This window comes from Thermobifida fusca NBRC 14071 = JCM 3263, assembly GCF_001592045.1.
GTDB classification, from domain to species: domain Bacteria; phylum Actinomycetota; class Actinomycetes; order Streptosporangiales; family Streptosporangiaceae; genus Thermobifida; species Thermobifida fusca.
Window position 1 is genome coordinate 52,776 of sequence record NZ_BCWB01000017.1, and the last position, 24,670, is coordinate 77,445.

Annotated in this window: 21 protein-coding genes and 1 tRNA gene; 12 read left to right on the forward strand and 10 right to left on the reverse strand. The window is 69.6% G+C overall.

The window, feature by feature from the left end; all coding sequences use genetic code 11:
• Positions 1–620 precede the first annotated feature (620 nt).
• Positions 621–1,568, reverse strand: a complete 948-nt coding sequence (locus TF1_RS03190; protein WP_011291342.1) for a Rieske 2Fe-2S domain-containing protein — start codon at positions 1,566–1,568, stop codon at positions 621–623.
• A gap of 128 nt (positions 1,569–1,696) precedes the next feature.
• On the opposite strand from TF1_RS03190, the gene TF1_RS03195 reads away from it, so the two are divergent.
• Entirely contained in the window at positions 1,697–2,701 is a 1,005-nt protein-coding gene (locus TF1_RS03195; protein WP_011291341.1) for a glycosyltransferase family 9 protein, read from the forward strand.
• Positions 2,702–2,746: 45 nt separating this feature from the next.
• Here the strand turns inward: TF1_RS03195 and TF1_RS03200 are convergent, their stop codons facing one another.
• Together TF1_RS03200 and TF1_RS03205 are read right to left on the reverse strand one after the other, a co-directional pair.
• Positions 2,747–3,151, reverse strand: a complete 405-nt coding sequence (locus TF1_RS03200; protein ID WP_011291340.1) for a ChaB family protein — start codon at positions 3,149–3,151, stop codon at positions 2,747–2,749.
• A 75-nt stretch (positions 3,152–3,226) separates the two neighbouring features.
• Complete coding sequence (locus TF1_RS03205) at positions 3,227–3,673, reverse strand: DUF6789 family protein (RefSeq protein ID WP_016188397.1); 447 nt, start codon at positions 3,671–3,673, stop codon at positions 3,227–3,229.
• 163 nt (positions 3,674–3,836) lie between these two features.
• Between TF1_RS03205 and TF1_RS03210 the strand changes: the two genes are divergently transcribed.
• Positions 3,837–4,214, forward strand: coding sequence for a DUF3140 domain-containing protein (locus tag TF1_RS03210; protein WP_011291338.1), 378 nt, complete (start codon positions 3,837–3,839; stop codon positions 4,212–4,214).
• Between the two features lie 72 nt (positions 4,215–4,286).
• Here the strand turns inward: TF1_RS03210 and TF1_RS03215 are convergent, their stop codons facing one another.
• From TF1_RS03215 to TF1_RS03225, 3 genes are all read right to left on the reverse strand, one after another.
• The gene (locus TF1_RS03215; protein ID WP_011291337.1) at positions 4,287–5,021 is read right to left on the reverse strand and encodes a metallophosphoesterase family protein; all 735 of its coding nucleotides are present in this window, start codon (positions 5,019–5,021) and stop codon (positions 4,287–4,289) included.
• On the reverse strand, positions 5,018–5,836 hold the full coding sequence (locus TF1_RS03220) for a nucleotidyltransferase (protein WP_011291336.1): 819 nt from the start codon (positions 5,834–5,836) through the stop codon (positions 5,018–5,020). Before TF1_RS03220 ends, TF1_RS03215 begins: the two co-directional genes overlap by 4 nt.
• Positions 5,837–5,963: 127 nt before the next feature.
• Positions 5,964–7,031, reverse strand: coding sequence for an SDR family NAD(P)-dependent oxidoreductase (locus TF1_RS03225; protein WP_011291335.1), 1,068 nt, complete (start codon positions 7,029–7,031; stop codon positions 5,964–5,966).
• Positions 7,032–7,366: 335 nt separating this feature from the next.
• On the opposite strand from TF1_RS03225, the gene TF1_RS03230 reads away from it, so the two are divergent.
• The 6 genes from TF1_RS03230 to TF1_RS03255 all read left to right on the forward strand — a co-directional run bounded on the left by TF1_RS03230 (position 7,367) and on the right by TF1_RS03255 (position 15,170).
• Positions 7,367–8,206, forward strand: coding sequence for a SigB/SigF/SigG family RNA polymerase sigma factor (locus tag TF1_RS03230; protein WP_016188396.1), 840 nt, complete (start codon positions 7,367–7,369; stop codon positions 8,204–8,206).
• Positions 8,207–8,440: 234 nt separating this feature from the next.
• Positions 8,441–9,349 carry a manganese catalase family protein gene (locus TF1_RS03235; protein WP_011291333.1) on the forward strand — a complete coding sequence of 303 codons (909 nt, stop codon included), beginning with the start codon at positions 8,441–8,443 and terminating at the stop codon, positions 9,347–9,349.
• 163 nt (positions 9,350–9,512) lie between these two features.
• A complete protein-coding gene (locus TF1_RS03240) occupies positions 9,513–10,688 on the forward strand; it encodes a zinc-dependent alcohol dehydrogenase (RefSeq protein ID WP_011291332.1) in 1,176 nt (391 codons plus the stop codon).
• A gap of 87 nt (positions 10,689–10,775) precedes the next feature.
• Positions 10,776–12,296: a hypothetical protein gene (locus TF1_RS03245; protein WP_061783623.1), complete on the forward strand. Its 1,521-nt coding sequence runs from the start codon at positions 10,776–10,778 to the stop codon at positions 12,294–12,296.
• A gap of 503 nt (positions 12,297–12,799) precedes the next feature.
• A complete protein-coding gene (locus TF1_RS03250) occupies positions 12,800–13,705 on the forward strand; it encodes a cutinase/poly(ethylene terephthalate) hydrolase (RefSeq protein ID WP_011291330.1) in 906 nt (301 codons plus the stop codon).
• Between the two features lie 559 nt (positions 13,706–14,264).
• Positions 14,265–15,170: a cutinase/poly(ethylene terephthalate) hydrolase gene (locus TF1_RS03255; RefSeq protein ID WP_061783624.1), complete on the forward strand. Its 906-nt coding sequence runs from the start codon at positions 14,265–14,267 to the stop codon at positions 15,168–15,170.
• Positions 15,171–15,422: 252 nt separating this feature from the next.
• Here the strand turns inward: TF1_RS03255 and ctaD are convergent, their stop codons facing one another.
• Positions 15,423–17,105, reverse strand: coding sequence for an aa3-type cytochrome oxidase subunit I (gene ctaD, locus TF1_RS03260; RefSeq protein ID WP_011291328.1), 1,683 nt, complete (start codon positions 17,103–17,105; stop codon positions 15,423–15,425).
• 181 nt (positions 17,106–17,286) lie between these two features.
• On the opposite strand from ctaD, the gene TF1_RS03265 reads away from it, so the two are divergent.
• Positions 17,287–17,760 carry a MarR family winged helix-turn-helix transcriptional regulator gene (locus TF1_RS03265; protein WP_016188390.1) on the forward strand — a complete coding sequence of 158 codons (474 nt, stop codon included), beginning with the start codon at positions 17,287–17,289 and terminating at the stop codon, positions 17,758–17,760.
• Positions 17,761–17,933: 173 nt separating this feature from the next.
• A complete protein-coding gene (locus TF1_RS03270; protein WP_011291326.1) occupies positions 17,934–18,311 on the forward strand; it encodes a hypothetical protein in 378 nt (125 codons plus the stop codon).
• Positions 18,312–18,499: 188 nt separating this feature from the next.
• Here TF1_RS03270 and TF1_RS03275 read toward each other — a convergent pair.
• Positions 18,500–18,573: transfer RNA gene (locus tag TF1_RS03275), tRNA-Ile, on the reverse strand.
• A 422-nt stretch (positions 18,574–18,995) separates the two neighbouring features.
• On the opposite strand from TF1_RS03275, the gene TF1_RS03280 reads away from it, so the two are divergent.
• Positions 18,996–21,512 carry a DEAD/DEAH box helicase gene (locus tag TF1_RS03280; RefSeq protein ID WP_011291325.1) on the forward strand — a complete coding sequence of 839 codons (2,517 nt, stop codon included), beginning with the start codon at positions 18,996–18,998 and terminating at the stop codon, positions 21,510–21,512.
• A 37-nt stretch (positions 21,513–21,549) separates the two neighbouring features.
• Here TF1_RS03280 and TF1_RS03285 read toward each other — a convergent pair whose 3' ends face one another.
• Positions 21,550–22,011 carry a cytidine/deoxycytidylate deaminase family protein gene (locus tag TF1_RS03285; protein ID WP_011291324.1) on the reverse strand — a complete coding sequence of 154 codons (462 nt, stop codon included), beginning with the start codon at positions 22,009–22,011 and terminating at the stop codon, positions 21,550–21,552.
• The gene (locus tag TF1_RS03290; protein WP_038043428.1) at positions 22,008–22,697 is read right to left on the reverse strand and encodes a RibD family protein; all 690 of its coding nucleotides are present in this window, start codon (positions 22,695–22,697) and stop codon (positions 22,008–22,010) included. The genes TF1_RS03285 and TF1_RS03290 overlap by 4 nt, the downstream gene beginning before the upstream one ends.
• Positions 22,698–22,927: 230 nt before the next feature.
• On the opposite strand from TF1_RS03290, the gene TF1_RS03295 reads away from it, so the two are divergent.
• Positions 22,928–24,103, forward strand: a complete 1,176-nt coding sequence (locus tag TF1_RS03295) for a thiolase family protein (RefSeq protein WP_011291322.1) — start codon at positions 22,928–22,930, stop codon at positions 24,101–24,103.
• Positions 24,104–24,670 lie beyond the last annotated feature (567 nt).

The following is a 24,670-nucleotide window of genomic DNA, read 5'->3' on the forward strand; positions in this document are numbered from 1 at the left end:
GGGCGGGCGGGGGCGTCCCGCCGTGGGCACGACCACCGAATGCGTCGGCTCCGGCATCTCCACCCTCCCGGTCAGCACGCGCGCAGCTTCCTCCAGGACGGCTCCGCCCCCGCGTGGGGTGATCCGGCGGTGCGGGCCCGCCGTCGCCGCGGGACAGGGCTGGACGCCCGGGACGCGGGGTGCGGTGCGGCTGCGGCGCGGGGCCCGCGGCGGCACTGTGCTGCCGGGGTGCCCGGCCCGGCTGTGGTGCCGCTGGCATGCGCGGCGGCCGAGCTGTGACGAACAGCAGCAACACCGATCAACCGCATCAGGTCGTCCCCTCCCGCCTCGGAGCAGGCCATTGACTACCAAGAGAAACGCTTCTTAAACACTACGTCGTCAACCCTGGCAAACCGGGGATTTCGGGGTGTGCCGGGACGAGCGGTGCCGCCGCGTGCCTCCTACGGCAGGGGACGGACAGGCCGGGACGGGAAGAGCAGTCTGATCGAGGCGGGGCGGAAGAGGGGTGCTCCCGGCCGACAGGCCGGGCGGGGCCCGGTGGTGCGAGGCGTTCGACGACGCCCCGCACCCGGATGCGGGCATGCTGGCCGCGGGAAACTCTTAGGCTCCCCGGGCAGCGGTCACCGTGCGGTGGTCTTCTTCTCCTTCTCTTTGCGCTGCGCCGCTTCGGTTTCGGCTCGGGGACGGGGAACCTCCGTGGCGGGGCGGTCCTGCGGGCGGCGCACCCACACCGCGCCGTCGCGTACCGACACCTCCATCATCGGCTGGGCCGCGGTAGCGGGACCGTGCGCCACGACACCGTCGGTAAGCCGGAACATGCTGCCGTGCCACGGGCAGCGGATGCAGTCCCCCTCGATCTTCCCCTTCTCGAGCGGGCCACCCAAGTGAGAGCAGACCCCCACCAGCGCGTGCACGTTGTCCTTGATCCGCACCACGGCCAGCGGCACCTCGCCCACCTGGGCCCGGGCGGGTTTCCCCTCGGGGAAGTCCTTGAGCATGCCGATCTTGTGCCACTCGGACGGCATCCGGTCGATCAGGTAGTCGGCGCGGTTGGCCCCGCTCGCGCGGTAGTAGGACAAGTGGCCGCCGAGCATGCCGGCGAACGCGACCGCGCTCAACCCCATGCCGCCGAGCATCGCCCCCGTCGAATGCTGTCCCCGGGAACGCGCCAGCGACGACAGGCCGAACAGCAGAATGCCCGTGCCGTTGGCCAGAGCGTGGATCACACCGGTGCGCTGCTGGCGTTTGTGCTGCTGGGAGAGGTCCACCCACCCGGCAATCGCCGCGGGGATCGCGGTGAGGACACCGATATTCACCAGCAGGTGCGCGGAGCGGCGCAGCCCAGGGCCGCCACCCGGCACCAAGTCCAGTAGGAACGCTGACAGCCACGAGCCGATCGGCACCTGGATCAGCAGCGGGTGGACCGGATGGCCGAGCGGCACCCCGTGCAGCAGGTCGCGGGCCTTCCCCCGGGGGACGACCCGGTCCACCAGCCGCTCCGCGAACGCCGCGATCTGGTCCAGGCTCTCGTTCCGTTCAATCTTCCGAATGGGTTCGCCAAGTCTCATGCGGGCCCGGCTACCCGCGGGGCGGTCAGTCGAACCGCCCGCCAGTCCTGTTTCCCACCAAGCTCACCCCAGGTATCCGCGTCCCCGGGTCAACGTTTGTCCTGGTCGTTTTCTGGTAGGTGTGGGTTATGAAAGAACAGTACGGTTTCGTGCCGGCCTTTCCCCTTCCCCCGCTGGCCCCTGGGGAACGGGAGCGGCCGATCCTGCTCGTCCTGCGCGCCCGCGGACTCGGCGACTTCGTGACCGCGGTCCCCGCCTTGCGCGCGCTGAGCCGCACCTTCTCCCAGCACCGGCCTATCCTCGCGGGCCCCGAGTCCACCGCGGAACTGCTCGCCCTCGCCGGGCTTCCGTGGGAGACCGTCACGGTCACCGGTCCCGTCACCCCGCCGTGGTCCGGGCTCAGCCCACCCGACATCGCCGTCAACCTGCACGGGCGCGGCCCGCAGAGCACTCGTGCCCTTGCCGCGCTCCACCCGCGGCTGCTGTGGGCCCACTACGACCCCGACGACGCGATCGTGCCCGGCCCGGCATGGACCGTCGACCTGCACGAAGTCGACCGGTGGTGCCGGCTGCTGGCCTACTACGGCATCACCGCCGACCCCGAAGACCTGCGGTGGCCTGTACCCCCGGAAGAGAAGGACACCTCTTCGACCGTGGTCATCCACCCGGGGGCGGCCTTCGCTGCCCGCCGCTGGCCGGAGCTGCGGTTCGCGGAGATCGCCCGCCACCTGCGCGACCAAGGGATGCGGGTGGTGGTCACCGGCTCCCCGGCAGAACAGCGCCTCGCGGAACGCATTGCCCGCGTGGCAGGCCTGTCCCCGCAGGACGACCTCGCCGGCCGGACCGGGCTGTCCCAGCTCGCCTCCCTCATCGCGCACGCCCGGCTCGTGGTCAGCGGGGACACCGGGGTCGCGCACCTGGCGACCGCCTACGGCACCCCGTCGGTGACCCTGTTCGGCCCGTCCTCACCCGCGACCTGGGGGCCGCGGATCGACCGGGAACGGCACCGCTGCCTGTGGTCGGGCACCACTGGGGACCCGCGCGCCACCCGCGTCGACCCGGGTCTTGCCGCCATCACCACCGACGAAGTACTCGAAGCGTGTACAGACCTCCTCGCCTCCCTCCCCCGGTGACCGGCCCCCGCGGCCAAGCCCTCTGGCCCGCGGGCGCGGTCCAGGTCACTGCCGGGCCTGGCGGGTACGGGCCCGGTTCTCCCGCTGCAATGCCGCCACCAGCTCCTCCTTCGTCATCGTGGACCGGCCGGGAATCCCCAAGTCGCGGGCGCGCTCGTACAAGTGCTTCTTGGAAGCGGTGACGTCCACCCCTTCCGCGGTGTCCACGTCTGCGCCGCGGCCCGCACGGGGGTTGGCGGCCTGCGGATCCGACGGCCCCTGGGCTTCCTTCGGCTCCCAGTGGTCCCCCACCTTTTCGAACGAGTGCTTCAACGCCGCGTACGCGACACGGTGGGCACGCTCCCCCTCCCCGTAGGTCTCCACCGCTGAATCGTGGGCTTTGATCCAGGTGCGCTGCGCCTTCTCCGACGAGCGCTGCAGCGTGCTCGGCAACTCATCTTTCGCGGGCATCGGCTGTCACTCCTCTGCCGTCTCGGCGCTACCTCCCTATCCCCCACGCCTGACCGCTGCCCTCGCAGCTAAACATCACCTGCGCATCCGGCGGAGCGCCGCGGCGAGCGCGGCCCCGTACACCAGGTGCGCCACGACCATGGTGACCGCGCGTTTCGGGTTGTCGCGGTGCGCGGGCGGCTGCACGGTGAGCCGCGGCACCCACCCCTCGTAGCTGAGCAGCCACACCAGCAGCCCGTAGCATGCCCCCGCGACCAGGCCGGGGGACCGTTCCCCTGTCGCGGCGCCGAAGACGGCGCCCGCCGCCACCCCGAACCCGGCGTGGGCGAGCACGGTTACCGCGTTCTCCCCCGGGCGCGGAGTGCGCTCCCGCCCGCCCGGCAGCAGCCGCCGGGTCACCAGTTTCGGGGGGAGCAGCGGATCCTTGCCCCGCCGGTAGGCCGCGGCCAGGAGCCCGCTCATCGCCCCGGTTGCCGCGAACCCCGCCACTGCCCCCTGTGCTGCCGCGCGGACGATGCCCACGGTTCCTTCCTCCCTCGCCCAGTGCCATTCCACGGTTGTCCTCGCGGGTACCGCGCACACCGGTCGGCAAACGTTGCCGGGCCGGCGGGTTTGCCGCGGACCAGGTTCGGTAGCGAAACCGGCAAGAGATGTCCGGATCCGCAGCAGTCACGGGGAGGCACATATGGCGCAGCACCGTCTCAGCGAGGACGCTCTCGACCGGCTGTGGACGCGGTTCCACGAACTCGTCAACATGAACGGCAACGAACTGCGTTCCTGGCTGCTGACCGAGGCGTCGAACCCGGAAGGCTTCACCTCCCACCCCTCGCTGAACATCGACGAGGAGGGCCGGAAAATCATCCACGTGCTGACCAAGCGGCGCACCGACCTGACTGATGAAGACGTGGACACCATGCAGACCGTGGTGGACGAGGTGTCGTTGCTGCTGCAGAATCCCCGACCGGACGACGACGAGTGGCGGCACGCCCTGATGACCTTGGGCCACGACCCGTTGAAACCCACTTCGCCCCGGCCGGGGGAAGACCCGGAGCTCAGCGGCTAGCGGCGCAGACGCCCTGCAGGGCTCCGCCGTCCGTGTCCGGGCGCAGCCGCGCCCCGGTGGGGCCCGCGCCCCTCAGCGGGTGGGCTGTGTCGTGCGCTCGTCGAGTCGGTACACCCCGTAGGGGCGGCCGAGGACCGGCAAAGCCACGTTGCGCACCGGCACCCCGCCCGCGGTCATCCCCACCTCGGTGCCCCGGTGGGCGTGCCCGTGCACCGCGAGAGCCGCCCCCGCCGCATCAATCGCCTCCGCCAGCAGGTAGCTGCCGAGGAACGGGAAGATCTCCACGGGCTCCCCCGCCAGCGTGTCCCGGACCGGCGCATAGTGGGTGAGGGCGACCACAGTGTCCGCGTCCAGCGACGCCAGCGCTGCCCCGAGCCGTTCGGCGGCTTCCCGCGAGCTCCTGGCGAAACACTTCATCTCCGGTTCGCCGAACTCGGACGCGCACTGGCCTGGAAACCCTAAAGCGAAGCCTTTCACCCCGGCCACGCCGAGTCGTCCCCCCGGGCAGGCCACGACCGTGCCCTCCCCTTCGACCACGGTGATCCCCACGGCCCGCAGCAAGGCGGCGATCTCCTCGTGGGCATCGGAGTGGTAGTCGTGGTTGCCGAGCACCGCGACCACGGGCACGGGCAGGTCGCGGAACTCGTCGGCGACCACCTGCGCCTCCTCGACCGTGCCGTGCTTGGTCAAGTCGCCGGCCAGGAGCAGCACGTCGGCGTCGCCCGCCAGCCCACCGAGCCGCGGCCGGTAGCGTCCCCGCATCTCCTGGTCCATGTGCACGTCGCCCACGGCAGCGACAGTGATCATGTCAGTCGCTCCTCTCGGATGGGGCCGTCGAAGCGGACCACGGACAGTTCGTCGTGGATGCGGTAGCCCGGCAACTGCTCCCGCGCCACGTCAAGCACCCTGCCGCGGCGCCGGGGACAGGACACCTGTCCGCTCAGGTAGACGTCGTCTCCCACCACGCGTACCCGGATCTCCTGCTCCGCGGTACGCGGGTCTTCCGCCAGGGTCCGCTGGAGGCGGCCGGCCAGGTATTGCGGCGGGACGCGCCCCTCCTGCTCCCCGCCGCTGATCACTCCGAGCCGGGTGAGCAGGCCCAGGAACGCAGCCGCGTACGGGGAGTCCCCCACTTCGGCGCGCACCCGGTCCCAGTCCACTTGTTCGCGCAATGCGCGGGCGATGAGCAGCGGGCCGGAGAAATCGCATTCGTGCTCCCCGAACGCACGCATCCGCAGCAGGACCAGGTCCGTGGCGTCCATGACGGGCATCCGGACCGAGTCGACTTCCAGCGGGGTGGCGCGGGCCAGCGTGGCGGGGGTGATCGGCACGTTGGCCGGGGTGTGGAGGAGGTCCACTTCGACCTCCCCGTCGTAGGCTTTGAGCAGCCAGTCCTCGGGAGCGTCGGCGGGGGTGAACCCGATCCCGATCAGCACGCGGAGGGCCCGTTCGGCGTCTTCGGGCAGCACCACGAAGTCCACGTCCTTGCGGGACGGGGGCGCTCCCCGCGCGAACGCCGCAAACCCTCCGCTGAGCGCGAACGGCACCTCGTGGGCTTTGAGCGCGCTCGCAGCACGTTTGAGCGTGGTGAGCAGCTCCTTGACGTGCGGTTCATGCTCCATCGGCGTGCCCTCCCCCGCGGTTCGGGCGCAACGGTCAGGCCAGATGCGTGGTCTCCACCGCTACCCGGAATCCCCGCGGTAACGCGGCCCTTTCCCCCAGGCCGTGTCCGGCGGGCGGTGCGGACGGTCAGCGGCGGGTGCGGCGCCGCAGCGTCCGGCGCCGCGTCCGAGGCTTGGGCACTGGGGCACGGCCGGCTTCGGGCATCTGGTTGAGGTCCCGGCCAGCCCGGTCGTTGAACCAGGTGAGGAACCGCATCCCCCACTGGTCGGCGCGGGAGGCGGCCTCAAAACCGACGGTGGGGCCTTCCGTGCCCGGTCCCGGCAGTATCCGGTTCACGGTGCGCAGCACGCCCTGGGTGAAACCGGGGGCGATCCCGTGCGCGGCGGTCGCGACCCGTGCCAGCGGGGTGAGGGTGAGATGGTGCCGCCCGTCCTCGATGGCGTCGACGATCCGGCGCGCTGCCCGTGCCGCGCTCATCGACACCAGCGGGGTGCCCGCGAGCAGGGAGAACCAGGCGTACTCCAGGGCGGCGTTGCCCGCGTAGTTGGCGCGGCGGGTCGACCCGGTGCGCATCAGGCCGGGCACGACGGTGAGCACGCGGATGTTGTCGCGGACGAGTTCCGCGTCAAGCCCTTCCGAGAGCCCCACGTGGGCGAACTTGGCGCAGGCGTAGGGCAGCAGGTGGGGCGGGCTGATCTTGCCGCCCACCGAGGTGATGTTGACGAGCACCCCGCCTTTCAGGTGCGGTCTGGCTTCCTGGAACACCCACAGAGGCGCCCAGAACATGATCCGCATCGCGTCGTCGAACTCGGTCTCCCCGAGCGCGTCCAACGGGGCGCTGTGGATGATCCCCGCATTGTTGACGACGATGTCGAGCCCGTCGAAGTAGTCGGCAGTCTCCGCGACCATGGCGCGGATCTGGTCGCGGTCGCGCAGGTCGCAGGTGATCCCGTGGGCGGTGATGCCCAAAGCGCGCAGGTCGGTGACGGCCCGCCGCAGTTCGTCACCGTTGCGGGCGCACACCGCGACCCGGCAGCCCCGCACGCCCAGTTCGCGGGCGAGCAGCAGGCCCAGGCCGCGGGAGCCTCCGGTGATGAGCGCGACCCGGTCGCGGAGCGGGTAGCGGCGGGCCCGCCGGACCGCGTACCCGGTGGCCGCCGCTGCGAGCCCCAGCAGTGCCAGACGTTGCCGCATAGCGCCTCCCCATGGTTGGTGTGACCACTGCGGGGACTCACTCACCCGGTTGCCCCGGTCCCAAACTCTGCTGTGTTGTCCCCGGGCAAAACAACTTCCCGGTTTCGGCCGCGTCTGTTCCCTTCTCGTGATCTCTTGCTTACAGTGAGTGGCGAAATCTGGGTCCAAATGGGGACCTACATCACATCCGATACTTCGGCCCGTTTTCGCCGAAAACGACGGCACCGCACACCAGCTAGGCGCCCCGCACCATGACAGAGCCGGGCGGAAGCAGGGCCACCACACCCATCCGAGGTGCGCGGACCACACCCATGACCCTGCGGGGGACGTTGCCCATGTCCGTTTCGGTTTCCCACAGCGGCCACAGCTCCAACGGCAGTCACAGCCGTAACAGCCGGCCGCCACGCCACGCCGACGAAGCGTATCTTCGCGAGACCCGCGAGCTACTCGCCGAACTCGACCGGGTCCGGGACGACCCGAAAGCTCGCGAACGCATCTACCTCAAACTCACCGAGCTGCACGCTCCCGTGGCCCGACGCATCGCCCGCCAGTACCGCAACCGCGGCGAGCCCGAAGAAGACCTGCGCCAGGTCGCGATGGTGGGGCTGTACAACGCCATCCGCAACTTCGACCCCGCCTACGGCAAAGAGTTCATCTCCTATGCGCTGCCGATGATGACCGGCGAGGTGAAACGCCACTTCAGAGACCGCACCTGGGCGATCCGGGTCCCGCGCAAATACCAGGAGAAGCGCGCCGAACTCAACCGGGTCACCGCAGAGTTCACCCAGCGGCACGGCCGCTCGCCCACGGTCCGGGAGCTCGCGGAGCTGCTGGAGATGGACGAGGAGCAGACCTTGGAGCTCATCGACGCGGCCCGCGCCTACAGCACGCTCTCCCTCGACGTGCCGTTCGGGCCCGACGATGACGGCGCCACCCTGGGCGACACCCTGGGCGGACTCGACGACGCGTTGGAACGTGTCGTCGACCATGCGGCGCTGCGCCCCGCCTTGGCCGCCCTGTCGCCCCGCGACCGTCGTATCCTGCTGCTCCGCTTCGCCGGGGACAAGACCCAGGCGCAGATCGCCGAGATCGTCGGACTGTCGCAGATGCACGTCTCACGGCGGCTCGCCGCGATCCTGACGACGCTGCGGCGCCAACTCGTCGGGGACCACTGACCTGTCCCCGCTCCCAGGCCGACGCGCGGGGCCCGTCGGTCCCGCGCGGACGCCCAGTGCCGCGCCGCTGCTCTCCTGCCCGGTCCCGCCACCAGCGGGTGGTCATCCCCAGGCGGCGGGGACGGAAAACTTCCGTCATCCCAACCCGGTGACGTTCACCTGCCCTCCCCACGGGTAGCCGTCGCCATCCGACCGTCGTGCGACCAGGGCTGCCCGCCCGGGGAAGGGAGCAGGATGTTCCGTCACGACAAACGCCTGCAGTTCGAAGCCAAACCCGAAAAACCCGATCCGCTGTTCGCGAAGAAGCTCCAAGAGCTCATCGGCGGGGCCTACGGCGAGATGACCGTGACCATGCAGTACCTCTTCCAGGGGTGGAACTGCCGGATCGAAGGCAAGTACAAGGACCTCATCATGGACGTGGCCACCGAGGAGATCGGCCACGTGGAAATGCTCGCCACCATGGTGGCGCGGCTCCTGGAAGGCGCCCCGTCCGACACCACGGCCGAAGCCGTACGCGACCCGGTGGTCGCGGCCGTCGTCGGCGGCATGGACGTCCAGCAGGCGATCGTGTCCGGCGGCGGGGCGACCCTCGCCGACTCCTCAGGCACCCCGTGGAACGGCAAGTACATCGTGGCCAGCGGCAACCTGCTCGCCGACTTCTACGCCAACGTCGCCGCCGAAGCGCAAGGCAGAGTGCAGACCGCACGCCTCTACGCCATGACTGACGACCCGGGTGTCAAAGAAATGCTCAAATTCAACCTCGCCCGGGACACCGTGCACCAGAACCTGTGGCTGGCCGCGATCGAAGAGCTCAAGGAAGACGGGTTGGAGGGCGCCATCGCCCCCAACGCGCTCTTCGACGAAGAAAACCAGGAGCATGCCGACACGATCTGGGGCCTGTCCGCTGGCAGCACTGCCGCGCAAGGCGGCTGGATGCGGCGGACCGCCCCGGACGGCCAGCGCCGCCTGCGCTACCTGGAAGACCCCGAACCGCTGGGCGGACCGGCTTCCGTCCCGCCGCCCCGCGACTCGCTGTACGGGACGTTCGCGGGTGCTCCCGGCCAAGGCTCGGAGAAAGGCGCCCAGCGTGCCCCGGGGCCGCGGCAAGGCCTCACCGACAAAGTCAAAGACGCCTTCGACTAGGCGCTGCCCAGCGGCGGAACCTCAAGATTCCGCCGCTGCACCGCCCGGACTCCTGAGGTCCGCCGCCGCACGTTCGGCCGTCCGCACGGTTCGCGGCGCCGTTCCCGGTCACCTGTGGTGATGCGCGACGGCCGACCGGATCACCAGGAGAAGAGGAACCAGCATGCGAGCGCTCACCTGGCAGGGGCCGCGCGACGTGCGCGTGGAAACCGTCCCCGACCCGACCATCGAGGAACCCACTGACGCGATCATCCGCATCACCAGCAGCGGGCTGTGCGGATCCGACCTGCACTTGTACGAGGTGATGGCGCCGTTCATGCGGGAAGGCGACATCCTCGGCCATGAGCCGATGGGGGTGGTGGAAGCGGTGGGCGACGCGGTCACCACCCTCCGGCCCGGCGACCGGGTGGTGGTCCCGTTCAACATCGCCTGCGGCCACTGCTTCATGTGCGTCCAAGGCCTCCAAGCCCAGTGCGAGACGACACAGGTCAGGGAGACCGGCATGGGCGGCCGCCTCTTCGGCTACAGCAGCCTCTACGGGTCGGTCCCCGGCGCGCAGGCGGAGTACCTCCGTGTCCCGCACGCCGACTACGGCCCGATCAAAGTCCCAAAAGGCCCGCCGGACGACCGGTTCGTCTACCTTTCCGACGTGCTGGCCACCGCGTGGCAGGCGGTGCGCTACGCCGCGGTCCCGCCAGGCGGCAGCCTCGCCGTGCTAGGGCTGGGACCCATCGGCGACATGTGCTGCCGGGTCGCCCAGCACCTCGGCGCCGGGCAGGTCTTCGGCGTCGACGTGGTCCCCGAACGGCTGTCCCGGGCTGCGCGGCGCGGGGTCACCACCTTCCACTTCGACGAAGACACGGTCGACGCGATCCGGGACCTGACCGACGGGCGCGGCCCCGACGCCGTCATCGACGCCGTGGGCATGGAAGCGCACGGGTCACCGATCACGCGGACCGCGCAGCGCCTGACCGCGCTCCTGCCCAGCAAGGCGGGCGCCGCCCTCATCACCACCGCGGGAGTGGACCGGCTCACCGCGCTGCACACGGCCATCACCCTGGTCCGGCGGGGCGGCACGATCTCCCTGTCCGGGGTCTACGGCGGGATCGCGGACCCGCTGCCCATGCTCACCCTGTTCGACAAGCAGGTCCAGATCCGGATGGGGCAGGCCAACGTCCGGCGGTGGGTCGACGAGATCCTGCCGCTGCTCACCGACGACGACCCGCTGGGTGTGGACTCGTTCGCCACCCACCGGCTCCCCCTCGCGGAAGCGCCGTACGCCTATGCGGCGTTCCAGCACAAGGACAACGGGATGGTGAAAACCCTGTTCCACCCGTGACTTGCGTCCCGGGGCCCGACTGCCGCGGACCGCCGGGCCCGCCCACGTTCCCCCCTGCTCCTGTGTCTCGTGAACCGAGGAGGGAACGTGTCCTCTGCACTGCAATCCCCGCTTCCCAGCGCATCACCGGCCCCGGCGCGGGCCGGACGCGGCGGGGTGCTCCCCGCGCCCGGCTGGGTTGTGGGTGCGGTCTGCACGGTGTTCGCCGTCGCGGGCCTCACCCTGGTCCCGCCGTGGCTGGGCCTGGGATGGGACGAGGTCGTCTACGTCAGCCAGTACGATCCCCGCAATCCCGCCGCGTTCTTCAGCGCGCCCCGGTCGCGCGGGGTGTCGCTGCTGGCCGCGCCGGTGGTGCTCGTCACCGACTCGGTGGTGGCGCTTCGGGTGTGGCTGGCTGCGGCCGCGGCCGTGGCCATGGGCGCGGCGTTCTGGCCGTGGCTGCGGCTGTATCCGCGCAGCGGGGTGGTGCCGCTCGCAGCCTTCGGGTATGCGAGCCTGTGGGTCAGCTTGTTCTACGCGGCCGCGGCGATGCCCAACCATTTCACGGCGATGGCCGCGGTGGGCGCGGTCGGCTGGTTCCTGGTCGCGGTCCGCGAACCCGCGTCCCGGTCTGCGCTGGCCGGGCTTGCAGCCATGCTGGCGGTGGCCGGGCTGATGCGGCCCAGTGACGCGTTCTGGTTGACCGCGCCTTTGGGGCTGGCCGGACTTGTCGTGCCGTCGTGGCGGCGGGTACCGCTGCTCGCGGCCGTGGCCGGCGGCGGCCTGGCCGGTGTGGCACCGTGGCTGGTGGAAGCGGAGCTCTCCTACGGGGGCGTGCTCTCCCGGCTGGCTCGGGCCTCCGAGATCCAGGGCGGGACCGGGTGGACCCTGGCTGTGGGGTACGTGGTCACCGCGTTGGACGGGCCGCTGCTGTGCCGCCCCTGCACCGAGGACCTGGTGCGCTGGCCTGCCCTGCTCTGGCCGATCGCTTTGGTCGTACTGGTGGTGGGCGGGATTGTCGGCGCTCACCGGGCGGGACGTCCCGCTCTGGGGTGGCTGCCTGTGGTGGTCGCCGGGTCGCTCGCGTTCACCTACCTGTTCCTCGTCTCCTACACGGCGCCGCGTTTCCTCCAGCCCACGTACGCGCTGCTCATGCTGCCCGCTGCGGCAGGACTGCACGATGCGTGGACGGCGACCCGGCCCCGGCTGCGTCCCGTGCTGGGTGCCGGGTTGGCCGTGGCGATCCTCGGACATCTCCTCATCCAGGGGGCGATCCTCACCCACTGGGTCACCGTCCACACGGCGGCCCGGGAGAACTATGCCCGGCTCGCCGAGGAGCTGCATGCGGCCGGGCTACGCCCGCCGTGCGTGCTCACCGGGGACGAGGCCATTCCCATCGCCTACTACGCGGGGTGCGCCTCGGCGGCGGCGTCCGGCAACAACACCACGCACACCCTGGAGGAGCTGCTCGCGGTGAGCCGGACCGTACCGTTCGGGCTGCTCGCCAAGGAGGACGGTCCGCCCGAGTGGGCCGCTGACTGGGACGCGCTGCCCGTGGGTCCCGCCGACGACCCGTGGTCGTGGGTGGTGTACCTCCCGCCGTGGAGCCCGCTGTCCATTCCGGAATGAGTCCGAGCGGGTATTCTCGCTACCTATTTCAGCCCCGGAGTCAGGATTCCGGGCTTTTTCTCTGTCCCACCCCACCCCCACATTTATGGACATTTCCTCGTAAAACACACTATTTGACCTGTGGTTTGGCGAGACACTGGTGATTTCACGGATGCCATCCGGCTCCCCCATGCCGAATAGTGACGTTGCGGTTAAGACACAGAACCGGTTACCGCCGGATCTCCTTACCGCAACGTTGTGAGCGGCCTACCGCAATGGCTGACCACGACGAGGCAGACCCTCGCCCACCAGTGCCTGCCGCATCGGCCCCCCGCTGCGACGGTCACGCCCGGCTTCGGACTCTCGGGGACGGCGCCCCGGTGGGCATGGACCGTTCAGTGTCCCCACGGTGAACGGCCCACCATCCCCCGCACATCCGGTCTGCCCCTGCCGTGGCCAGTGCCGCTCCTCCCTCCGTCCACGGGCGACCCTCCGCTTTCGCCCTTACACGAAGAGGATGTGCAATGGCTGTGATGACCCCCCGCCGGGAGCGCTCTTCCCTGCTCTCCCGAGCTCTGCAAGTGACGGCTGCGGCTGCCACAGCGCTTGTGACCGCGGTCAGCCTGGCCGCCCCCGCTCATGCCGCCAACCCCTACGAGCGCGGCCCCAACCCGACCGACGCCCTGCTCGAAGCCAGCAGCGGCCCCTTCTCCGTCAGCGAGGAGAACGTCTCCCGGTTGAGCGCCAGCGGCTTCGGCGGCGGCACCATCTACTACCCGCGGGAGAACAACACCTACGGTGCGGTGGCGATCTCCCCCGGCTACACCGGCACTGAGGCTTCCATCGCCTGGCTGGGCGAGCGCATCGCCTCCCACGGCTTCGTCGTCATCACCATCGACACCATCACCACCCTCGACCAGCCGGACAGCCGGGCAGAGCAGCTCAACGCCGCGCTGAACCACATGATCAACCGGGCGTCCTCCACGGTGCGCAGCCGGATCGACAGCAGCCGACTGGCGGTCATGGGCCACTCCATGGGCGGCGGCGGCACCCTGCGTCTGGCCTCCCAGCGTCCCGACCTGAAGGCCGCCATCCCGCTCACCCCGTGGCACCTCAACAAGAACTGGAGCAGCGTCACCGTGCCGACGCTGATCATCGGGGCCGACCTCGACACGATCGCGCCGGTCGCCACGCACGCGAAACCGTTCTACAACAGCCTGCCGAGCTCCATCAGCAAGGCCTACCTGGAGCTGGACGGCGCAACCCACTTCGCCCCGAACATCCCCAACAAGATCATCGGCAAGTACAGTGTCGCCTGGCTCAAGCGGTTCGTCGACAACGACACCCGCTACACCCAGTTCCTCTGCCCCGGACCGCGCGACGGACTCTTCGGCGAGGTCGAAGAGTACCGCTCCACCTGCCCGTTCTAGGAAGAGAACACGACGAGTCTTTCCTCCCCATTCTTTCGGTGGCGGTCACTGCGGTGGCCGCCACCGGCCGTTTTGTCCCCCCTTTTCATTCGAAAAATGCGACAAACCACCCTTTTTGCCCCATCGCACCCCCGATACCGAACGAAGTTCGGGTACAACACTGGTGGTTTTACGGATGCATGATCACTGTGACTTGCCCCATAGTGGCAACGCAGTCGAGATAAGGAGCGCATAAACCCCAAACCTCCTTACCTCCGCCTGCTGAGCGGCTCGTTGACCGCACGTGGCCGGGCACACCGGCTTCGCCTACCGGTCGCACGCGCCGTGCCTTCTCCACCCCCGCGGCGGAAAGGCGCGGCGCTCGCGGGCTGGACCGTTCGGACCCCACGCGAACGGCCCGGAACCCATGGCACCCCCGCGTCCGGGAGGCAAGCGCCGCGTGCCTACCGCCAACGGCGCCGCTCACCTCCAGTGGCGAGGCGGGAGTCCGGGTCCACGTCCATGCATGCCCCCGCATGCGGCGCGGCCCGGCCCTGCACAGAACCGAAGAGGACGTGCAATGGCTGTGATTACCCCCCGCCGGGAGCGCTCTTCCCTGCTCTCCCGGGCACTGCGCTTCACCGCCGCGGCTGCCACAGCGCTTGTGACCGCGGTCAGCCTGGCCGCCCCCGCTCATGCCGCCAACCCCTACGAGCGCGGCCCCAACCCGACCGACGCCCTGCTCGAAGCCCGCAGCGGCCCCTTCTCCGTGAGTGAAGAACGGGCCTCCCGCTTCGGTGCTGACGGTTTCGGCGGCGGCACCATCTACTACCCGCGGGAGAACAACACCTACGGTGCCGTGGCGATCTCCCCCGGCTACACCGGCACCCAGGCCTCTGTCGCCTGGCTGGGCGAGCGCATCGCCTCCCACGGCTTCGTCGTCATCACCATCGACACCAACACCACCCTCGACCAGCCGGACAGCCGGGCCCGCCAGCTCAACGCCGCGCTGGACTACATGATCAACGACGCCTCGTCCGCGGTGCGCAGCCGGATCGACAGCAGCCGACTGGCGGTCATGGGCCACTCCATGGGCGGCGGCGGCAGCCTGCGTCTGGCCTCCCAGCGTCCCGACCTGAAGGCCGCCATCCCGCTCACCCCGTGGCACCTCAACAAGAACTGGAGCAGTGTGCGGGTTCCCACCCTCATCATCGGTGCTGACCTGGACACCATCGCTCCGGTCCTCACCCACGCCCGGCCCTTCTACAACAGCCTCCCGACCTCGATCAGCAAGGCCTACCTGGAGCTGGACGGCGCAACCCACTTCGCCCCGAACATCCCCAACAAGATCATCGGCAAGTACAGCGTCGCCTGGCTCAAGCGGTTCGTCGACAACGACACCCGCTACACCCAGTTCCTCTGCCCCGGACCGCGCGACGGACTCTTCGGCGAGGTCGAAGAGTACCGCTCCACCTGCCCCTTCTAGGCGGTAGGGTCCCGCAGCGAGTCAGCAAGATCTCCTTCCCGGTGGCGGCCACTGCAGTGGCCGCCACCGGCCGTTTCTGCGCCTCCCCTGGCGCGGAGAGGCGCCTGCATCCCCGGTTCCGCGAAAGCCGGCACCTACGAAGAAGGCGTTCCCAGAGCTGGGAACGCCTTCGGTGCCGCCGACGATGTCCGCCAGACCACCGCCGGGCCATGGAGGCGCCGCCGCCCTCCCGTCAGCGCGCCTCCTGTCTAGTCATTTCCGTGCCGCTGCGTCCGATGCGGTGTCCTGCTCCTCAACCGGGACAGCGGCATACGGGTGGTGCAGGTCGAAGGCGGGCCGCTCAGAACGGATCCGCGGCAGCGAGACGAAGTTGTGCCGCGGCGGCGGGCAGGAGGTCGCCCACTCCAGCGAGCAGCCGTAGCCCCACGGGTCGTCCACGGTCACCTTCGGCGCCTTCTTCGCGGTCACCCAGACGTTCCAGAAGAAGATCAGCGTGGAGATGCCCAAGACGAACGAGGACACCGACGAGATCTGGTTGAGCAGGGTGAACCCGTCCGACGGCAGGTAGTCGGCGTAGCGGCGCGGCATGCCTTCCGCACCCAGCCAGTGCTGGACGAGGAAGGTGCCGTGGAAGCTGAAGAACAGCGTCCAGAAGTGCCACTTGGCCAGCGTCTCGTTGAGCATCTTGCCGGTGAGCTTCGGCCACCAGAAGTAGAAGCCCGCGAACATCGCGAACACCACAGTGCCGAACAGCGTGTAGTGGAAGTGGGCGATCACGAAGTACGAGTCGGTCACGTGGAAGTCCATGGGCGGCGACGCGAGCATGATGCCGGTCAGCCCGCCGAAGAGGAAGGTGACCATGAAGCCGATGGAGAACAGCATCGGCGACTCGAAGGTGAGCTGGCCGCCCCACATGGTGCCGATCCAGTTGAAGAACTTCACGCCGGTCGGCACCGCGATGAGGAAGGTCATGAAGGAGAAGAACGGCAGCAGCACCGCGCCGGTGGGGAACATGTGGTGCGCCCACACGGTTCCCGACAGCCCGGCGATCGCGATGGTGGCGCCGATCAGGCTCTTGTAGCCGAAGATCGGCTTGCGGCTGAACACCGGGAGGATCTCGGTGACGATGCCGAAGAACGGCAAGGCCAAGATGTAGACCTCCGGGTGGCCGAAGAACCACAGCAGGTGCTGGTAGAGGATCGGCCCGCCATGCTCGGGGTCGAACACGTGGGTGCCGACGATCCGGTCGGCGAGCAGGGCGATGAAGGCACCGGTGAGCACGGGGAAGGTGAGCAGGATCAGCACACCGGTCAGCGCCGCGTTCCACGTGAAGATCGGCATGCGGAACATGGTCATGCCGGGGGCGCGCATGCACACGACCGTGGTGATGAAGTTGACCGCACCCAGGATCGAGGACAGGCCGGTCAGCGCCAGGCCGAGGATCCACAAGTCGCCGCCGATGCCGGGGGACCGCACCGCATCCGAGAGCGGCACGTAGGCGAACCAGCCGAAGCTCGCCGCACCGCCGGGCGTGATGAACCCGGCGATCGTGATCAGCCCGCCGAACAGGTACAGGTAGTACCCGAGCTGGTTGAGGCGGGGGAAAGCCACGTCAGGCGCGCCGATCTGCAGCGGCACGAGCGCGTTCGCAAAACCCGCGAACAGCGGGGTCGCGAACAGGAACAGCATGATCGTGCCGTGCATGGTGAACAACTGGTTGTAGGTCTCGTTGTTCATCAGCTGCATGCCCGGGTACATCAACTCGGCCCGGATCAGCAGCGCCATGACTCCGGCGAGCAGGAAGAACGCGAACGAGGTGATCAGGTACATGTTCCCGATCACCTTGTGGTCAGTCGTCGTGATCACGCTGATGATCTTTGAGCCGGGCCGGGCCCGGACCGACGGCTTCGGTGCCGTCGCAACCTGTGTGGCCACGATTCATCTCCCCTTCGGGTCGCCCGCCTCGTCCCGGGGTGCCCGGCAGGGCTCTGCCGGGACGCGCCACGCTCCAGACAGGCAATGACAGACAAAGAATTAACACACAAATAATTTGCGTCCTAATTACTTGTAGGATGCTACACAGGGTCTGGGGAGGCCCTCAGTGGGGGTGAGGATTGTGAACAGCAGCGATTCCAGCCTCGGCGATCCGCTCGCCCTGGAGAACCAGGTCTGTTTTGCGCTGACCATCGCGGCGCGCAACGTGGTCGCGCTCTACCGTCCGGTGCTGGCCCCCCTGGGCCTGACCCATCCGCAGTACCTGGTGATGCTCGCGCTGTGGCAGTACGCCCCCGTGTCGGTCAAGGAGCTGGCCACCCTGCTGGAACTGGACTCCGCAACCCTCTCCCCGCTGCTCAAACGCCTGGAAGCAGCGGGGCTGGTGCGCCGGGAGCGCAACCCGGACGACGAACGGCGGCTCATGGTGACACTCACGCCCGCCGGCCGCGAGATGCAGGAGAAGGCCCGGGACATCCCGGAGCGGATGATGCGCCTGCTGGGCATGGACCCGGAAGAACTCCGCCACCTCAACGCCGTGCTCTCCCGCCTCAATGCGGCCGCCACGAGCGCCGATCTGACTGACGCCGAGTCTTAAGCCCGCCATCCCCTCTCCCCGGTCTCTTCCTTTCGGCCCACCCGGTGTCTGCGCTGTCCACCCCCGGGATAACATCCACGCTATCAATTAGTGCACTAACGATTTGGGCACTAAGTCCTTAGTTGGCTGGGTCCTTCGCCCTGCCGGGTAGGGGCCCAATGGGAGGCGAGAACATGGCACACCGACGTCCCAACACCGTCACCGCCCCCACACCGATCCCCAAAGGGGTGGTCTTCGGCATCTTCCTCGCGGTCCCCAGCCTCATGTACGGCTGGGTGTACTTCGGCCACCTGTGGTGGGCCGTCGCCGCCGGCCTCGTCCTGGTCCTCGGCTTCGGCCTGACCCTGCTCCCCCGCCACCTGCCGCGGTTCAGCCGCGGCCAGCAGAAAGTAGAGCTGTACGGCGGGCCGCTCGACGGGGAGCACATCGACCTGTCCGCCCTCTCGGTGGAGCGGCTCAGCGAAGGGATCACCCTGCCGGTCCGCGGCGGCGGCCGCTGCCGGTACGCCCTGGACCGCTCCGGCGTCCTTCGCCACGTCGGCGACGGCTGACCGCATCCGAGGCCACGGCAGGGACCGCGCCCCTGCCCCGCCTAAGCACCAGCGTCTGCTCCTCTGCTACCGTGCGCAGACAGGTACGCCCCAGCCGAAGACACAGAAAAGCACCGGAAGCAGCGGTGACACGAATCGGTGGGTGCGAGAAAAGAACGTTTTGCGGGCATCCCGCCGGAAAAGACGGGTAGGCCGGGCGGGACTTGAACCCGCGACCCAGGGATTATGAGTCCCCTGCTCTGACCAGCTGAGCTACCGGCCCGCGCGAGACACCGGGCCCGGGGAAGGCGGGCTCCGCACATCCAACCGATGACAGATCGGCCAGGATGTCCGCGATTCTATCAGGGGGTGCCTTGCGCTGCGGGCAGGAAAAAACCGACTTGCCGCCCCGGCCGCGTCCGACGCTCTGCTCAAGCACCGGTCCTCGACGGCCCGTCCCCTCCGGTCCGACGGGTCTCCCCACGGTCTCCCCTACGGGGGACAGCACCCGCCCTAGCGCCCCGCAGGACACACCCCGACAGCCCGGATTCACCTGGGACAACGCTGCTCCCCGCCTGTCCCTTCCCCTGGATGGCCCACCCCCTTGTCGCTCCAGCGAAGGCGCTCGGCGGTATTCCCGCCTCTTTCCCGGACTCCCCCGCCGATACGGAACGATCAGGTGCGGAAAGCAGGCAGTATGGAAGTGTGAGCCTCATCGATCATCTCCCTGACGGCACCGCTGATCCCGACACCCTGTTCGACGCCTTCGCGTCCTGGGCTGAGGAACGGGGGCTCACCCTCTATCCCCACCAGGAGGAAGCCCTCATCGAAGTGGTGTCGGGATCCAATGTGATCCTCAACACTCCCACCGGTTCCGGGAAGAGCCTGGTGGCCACCGGAGCGATCTTCGCTGCCCTGGCCCGCGACGAATGCAGCTTCTACACCGCCCCCATCAAAGCCCTGGTCTCGGAGAAGTTCTTCGACCTGTGCGAAATCTTCGGCACCGAGAACGTCGGCATGATGACCGGCGACGCCAGCGTCAACTCTGATGCGCCGATCGTGTGCTGCACCGCTGAAGTGCTCGCCAACATCGCCCTGCGCGACGGCGCCGACGCCGACATCGGCACGGTCATCATGGACGAGTTCCACTTCTACGCCGACCCCGACCGGGGGTGGGCCTGGCAGGTGCCGCTGCTGGAACTGCCGCAGGCCCAGTTCCTGCTCATGTCGGCGACCCTGGGGGACGTCAGCCGGTTCGAAGAAGACTTGACCCGCCGCACCGGACGCGACACGACCGTCGTCGCCTCCGCGGAACGGCCGGTGCCGCTGTACTACTCGTACCGGACCACACCGCTGCACGAAACGCTGGAAGAACTGCTGGAATCCCAGCAGGCGCCCGTCTACATCGTGCACTTCACGCAGGCCGCGGCGGTGGAGCGCGCCCAGTCGCTGACGAGCATCAACATGTGCTCCAAAGCGGAGAAGGCCGCCATCGCCAAGGAGATCGGCAACTTCCGGTTCACCACCCGGTTCGGCCGCAACCTGTCCCGCTACGTCCGGCACGGAATCGGCGTGCACCACGCGGGCATGCTGCCCAAGTACCGCAGGCTGGTGGAGCGGCTCGCCCAGCGGGGCCTGCTCAAAGTCATCTGCGGCACCGACACGCTGGGCGTGGGCGTCAACGTGCCGATCCGTACCGTCCTGTTCACCGCACTGTCCAAGTACGACGGTTCCCGGGTCCGCCGGCTCACCGCCCGCGAATTCCACCAGATCGCGGGCCGCGCGGGCCGCGCCGGATTCGACACGGTCGGCAACGTGGTGGTGCAGGCCCCCGAACACGTGGTGGAGAACGAGCGTGCCCTCGCTAAGGCGGGCAACGACCCGAAGAAGCGGCGCAAGGTGGTCCGCAAGAAGCCGCCGGAAGGGTTCGTCGGCTGGGACGAGGCCGTCTTCGAGAAGCTCATCAACGCCCAGCCCGAGCCGCTCGTCTCCCAGTTCAAGGTCTCGCACGCGATGCTGCTCAGCGTGATCGCGCGCCCCGGCGACTGCTTCGCGGCCATGCGCCGTCTGCTCACCGACAACCACGACGACCCCAAGAAGCAACGCCGCCACATCCGCGAAGCGATCGCGATCTACCGGTCCCTGTTGGACGCGGGGATCGTAGAACGGCTGGAAGAGCCGGACGAGGAGGGCCGCACCGCGCGGCTCACCGTCGACCTGCAGCCCGACTTCGCGCTCAACCAGCCGCTGTCCCCGTTCGCGCTGGCCGCGTTCGAACTGCTGGACCGGGATTCGCCCCACTACGCGCTGGACGTGGTGAGCGTAGTCGAGTCCACCCTCGACGACCCCCGGCAGATCCTCGCCGCCCAGCTCAACAAGGCGCGCAGCGAGGAGCTGCAGCGGCTGAAGGCCGAAGGGCTCGACTACGAGGAGCGGATGGCGCGGCTGGAGGAGGTCACCTACCCCAAGCCGCTCGAGGACCTGCTGGAGCACGCCTACGAGACCTATCGGCGCGGCCACCCGTGGGTGGGCGACCATCCGCTGCAGGTCAAGTCGGTGGTGCGCGACATGTACGAGCGCGCGATGACCTTCACCGACTACATCGGCTACTACGAGCTGGCCCGTTCGGAAGGCCTGGTCCTGCGCTACCTCGCCAGCGCGTACAAGGCGCTGACGCAGACCGTCCCCGAGGACATCAAGACAGAAGAGCTGCGGGACCTGATCGAATGGCTGGGCGAAATGGTGCGCCAGGTCGACTCCAGCCTGCTGGACGAGTGGGAGCAGCTCACCAATCCGAGCCAGGAGCAGGACACGGACGCCCCCGTGGAGACCAAGCCCAAGCCGGTCACCGCCAACCAGCGCGCCTTCCGCGTGCTGGTGCGCAACGAGATGTTCCGCCGGGTGGAGCTGGCAGCGCTCCGCCGCTACGCGGAGCTGGGCGAACTGGACGGCGAAGACGGCTGGGACGCCGAGGCGTGGGAAGAGGCGATGGAGGCCTACTACGCCGAGCACGAGACGTTGGGGACCGGTCCGGACGCGCGCGGCCCGCACCTGCTGCTCATCACCGAGCACGAGGACCACTGGGAGGTCCGGCAGATCTTCGACGACCCGGAAGGCCACCACGACTGGGGGATCACCGCGCACGTGGACTTGACCGCGTCCGACGAGGAAGGACGCGCAGTGGTGCACGTGGTCGCAGTGGACCGCAAGGACTCCTTCTAAGACCGCGGCAGCGCCCACCGGGCACGGCCGTGCCCGGTCATGCGCGGCGGAGCAGGTGGGCGTTGACCTGCCGCACCAGCGGCGCGAGTTCGGGGACTTCGACGACTTCCCGGCCCGCGGCGCGCAACAGTTCGGCGCCGCGGCAGTCCACGAACAGTTCGGGCTCCCGCCAGGCGAACACGATGCGGGGGATCGGCGTGTCCAGGATGAGGCTGGTGCACGACCGGGGCCGGGAGGCCCGGGTGCTGCACGGTTCCAGCGAACTGTAGAGGGTGGCTGCGGCGAGGCGCGGATCCTCGGCGGCGACCGCGCGCAGCGCCACTTCTTCGGCGTGGTCGTGGGGGTCGTCCCGGCGGGAGTAGCCGTCGGCGAGGACGGTGCCGTCGGCGGCGACGATCAGCGCGCCGACGGAGAACGCGGTGGACGACGGCGGGCAGGAGCGGGACAGGTCGACAGCGGTGCGCAGCAGGCGCAGATCACGTTCGGTGGGTGTGGTCACTGCTCCTCCCGCAGGACGTAGTGGAGGACCGCCATTCCGGCCACGTTCCGGGCAGAAACCAGCCGCATGGGCTGGCCGGGGCGGTGCGGGAATACGGCGGGGTGGACGAACCGGGGTGCGCGGGCGTCGCCGACGAAGAAGGGGGCGATGGCCAGCCGCAGTTCGTCGGCGAGGTTGCGGGTGAGGAAGGCGGTGTGGACGGCTCCGCCGCCTTCCACGAGGAGTCGGCGCACGCCGCGGCGGGCCAGGTCGGCAAGGACGCGGTCGAGGTCGGGGGCTCCGGCGGCCACGACCTCCACGCCCGCGGTTCCGGCGAACCGGTGGCGGGCGGCTTCTGCTGCGTGGTCGGCAACGTAGAGCAGGCAGCCGGCGTCGCCGGTGGTGAAGACCCGCGCCGCGGGGTCCAGGTCCCCGCTGGTGCTCAGCACGACTTTGCGCAGGTGGGCGGGGTGTCCTGCGGCGAGGCGGCGCTGCTGCCGTTCAGGGGAGCGCACGAGCAGCCGCGGATTGTCGGCGCGGATCGTGCCGGCGCCGACGAGAATCGCGTCGCAGGAGGCGCGGAGTTCATCGACTTCATCGAAGTCGGCTTCGGTGGAGAGCCGCAGCCGCTCAGGGGAGGCGTCGTCGATATAGCCGTCCACCGACATGGCGCAACTGAGGATGACCCGGGGGCGTTCGCCTGACATGCCGCCCAGGCTAGCGGGGACGGTGCGCAATGCGGCACAGGCCGCGGGGGTGCCCCCGTCTGCTGCGGGCCGCGGGGTCCCGTGCCGTCACCGTGGACTGGGCGGATAACGGCACGGGACCGGCAGCCTGGATCACCTGTCCGGGGTGAGGAGCCACTCACCCCACGCCACAAACTGACCGGACGGTATGTTACTGGTGGTTTTTCGTTGCCGGTACATCAGGAGTGCCCATGACCGACGTGTACATCCTCGACGCGGTACGTACCCCCTTCGGACGGTACGGTGGCGCACTGTCCGGGATCCGCCCCGACGACCTGGCCGCGCACGTCCTGCGCGCGCTCGCGGAACGCTCCCCCGGGCTGGACCCCGCCGCGGTCGACGACGTCTTCTTCGGCGACGCGAACGGGGCTGGGGAGGACAACCGCAACGTGGCCCGCATGGCCGCGCTGCTCGCGGGCTGGCCCACCTCGGTGCCGGGCGTGACCTTGAACCGGTTGTGCGGTTCCGGCATGGAATCCGTGATCGCCGCCAACCGCGCGATCGCCGTGGGCGACGCCTCCCTGGCGGTGGCCGGGGGTGTGGAGTCGATGAGCCGGGCACCCTGGGTGCTCCCCAAACCCGCTCAGGGCTTCCCCACCGGCCACGAAACCCTGTACTCCACCACGCTGGGGTGGCGGATGGTCAACCCGGCCATGCCGGAGCAGTGGACCGTCTCCCTGGGAGAGAGCACCGAGCAGGTCGCCGCCACGTACGGCATCAGCCGCGCCGAACAGGACGCTTTCGCGCTCCGCAGTCACGAGCGCGCAGCCCGCGCCTGGGCGGAAGGAGTGTTCGACGCGGAGATCACCCAAATCCCCGGCGCGGAACTGGAACGGGACGAGAGCATCCGGGAGACGTCCGCGGAGAAACTGGCCGCGCTCAAACCCGCGTTCCGCCCCGACGGCACGATCACCGCGGGCAACGCCTCCCCGCTCAACGACGGGGCGGCCGCGCTCCTCATCGGGGACGCGGCAGCAGCTGAACGGGTCGGCCGCGAGCCGCTGGCCCGGATTGTCAGCCGCGGGGTCGCCGCAGTCGACCCCGACGTCTTCGGAATCGGCCCGGTCCAGGCAGCCGAGATCGCGCTGCGCCGCGCCGGGATCGGCTGGGACGACCTGTCGGTGGTGGAACTCAACGAAGCGTTCGCCGCCCAGTCCCTGGCCTGCCTGAAACTCTGGCCGGACCTGGACCCGGAGATCGTCAACCCCAACGGCGGCGCCATCGCCATCGGCCACCCCCTGGGCGCGTCCGGTGCCCGGATCGTCGGCACGCTCGCCCACGAACTGCACCGCCGCGGCGGCGGGTGGGGGCTGGCCGCGATCTGCATCGGCGTGGGCCAGGGCCTCGCCGTAGTGCTGCACCGCTAAGCGCCACCGGGCACGTTCGGCACGGGCGCGCCGCACTCTCCGGAATGCTGCCCCGGGCATGTCCCCTCCGCGCTCCTCGTGGGTAGCGGCGGAGCGAGCAGGGCGGCGCCGTGCCAGCGCACGGGCCGAGACCGCCCGCGCCCCGGGGCCTCCCGGGGATGTGTGCCGTAGGCGGAGCAGTCTCCGCACTGTTTCCGCCCCAGCCAGGAGGAGAGCGCCCATGAGAGTGTGCGTGAGCGGAGCGGCACCAGCCAACCACCCCGGGCCTGCACTGTGACCGGCATCACGGGCATGACCGCTCCGTGGGGGTAGTCGTCGTGGTGGCGCGGCTTGCGCCCGGTGCCCCGCGGCCCGCCGTTCGTCGTCCACGGCGGACCCGACCCGCGCCCGCGGGGCACCGCAGGCCGATCATGTCCCACTTCCCGGTCTTCGTGGCGCGCGGCGGCCCGCATGCCCGTCGACCGGGACGGGCCCGGCCGCTCCGCACAGCAGCGGGCCTCCCCGCAGCCTGGTCTCCCCGCCCGCCTGCCGGATCCGAGACAGCAGTCCGCTTTCCCACTGTCGGGG

What these genes read in the sequence shown, in the direction of transcription:
- TF1_RS03190 (WP_011291342.1), bottom strand. Translation starts at nt 1,568, where the DNA reads ATGAGACTTGGCGAACCCATTCGGAAGATTGAACGGAACGAGAGCCTG.
- TF1_RS03195 (WP_011291341.1), top strand. Translation starts at nt 1,697, where the DNA reads ATGAAAGAACAGTACGGTTTCGTGCCGGCCTTTCCCCTTCCCCCGCTG.
- TF1_RS03200 (WP_011291340.1), bottom strand. Translation starts at nt 3,151, where the DNA reads ATGCCCGCGAAAGATGAGTTGCCGAGCACGCTGCAGCGCTCGTCGGAG.
- TF1_RS03210 (WP_011291338.1), top strand. Translation starts at nt 3,837, where the DNA reads ATGGCGCAGCACCGTCTCAGCGAGGACGCTCTCGACCGGCTGTGGACG.
- TF1_RS03215 (WP_011291337.1), bottom strand. Translation starts at nt 5,021, where the DNA reads ATGATCACTGTCGCTGCCGTGGGCGACGTGCACATGGACCAGGAGATG.
- TF1_RS03220 (WP_011291336.1), bottom strand. Translation starts at nt 5,836, where the DNA reads ATGGAGCATGAACCGCACGTCAAGGAGCTGCTCACCACGCTCAAACGT.
- TF1_RS03225 (WP_011291335.1), bottom strand. Translation starts at nt 7,031, where the DNA reads ATGCGGCAACGTCTGGCACTGCTGGGGCTCGCAGCGGCGGCCACCGGG.
- TF1_RS03230 (WP_016188396.1), top strand. Translation starts at nt 7,367, where the DNA reads ATGTCCGTTTCGGTTTCCCACAGCGGCCACAGCTCCAACGGCAGTCAC.
- TF1_RS03235 (WP_011291333.1), top strand. Translation starts at nt 8,441, where the DNA reads ATGTTCCGTCACGACAAACGCCTGCAGTTCGAAGCCAAACCCGAAAAA.
- TF1_RS03240 (WP_011291332.1), top strand. Translation starts at nt 9,513, where the DNA reads ATGCGAGCGCTCACCTGGCAGGGGCCGCGCGACGTGCGCGTGGAAACC.
- TF1_RS03250 (WP_011291330.1), top strand. Translation starts at nt 12,800, where the DNA reads ATGGCTGTGATGACCCCCCGCCGGGAGCGCTCTTCCCTGCTCTCCCGA.
- TF1_RS03255 (WP_061783624.1), top strand. Translation starts at nt 14,265, where the DNA reads ATGGCTGTGATTACCCCCCGCCGGGAGCGCTCTTCCCTGCTCTCCCGG.
- TF1_RS03270 (WP_011291326.1), top strand. Translation starts at nt 17,934, where the DNA reads ATGGCACACCGACGTCCCAACACCGTCACCGCCCCCACACCGATCCCC.
- TF1_RS03290 (WP_038043428.1), bottom strand. Translation starts at nt 22,697, where the DNA reads ATGTCAGGCGAACGCCCCCGGGTCATCCTCAGTTGCGCCATGTCGGTG.
- TF1_RS03295 (WP_011291322.1), top strand. Translation starts at nt 22,928, where the DNA reads ATGACCGACGTGTACATCCTCGACGCGGTACGTACCCCCTTCGGACGG.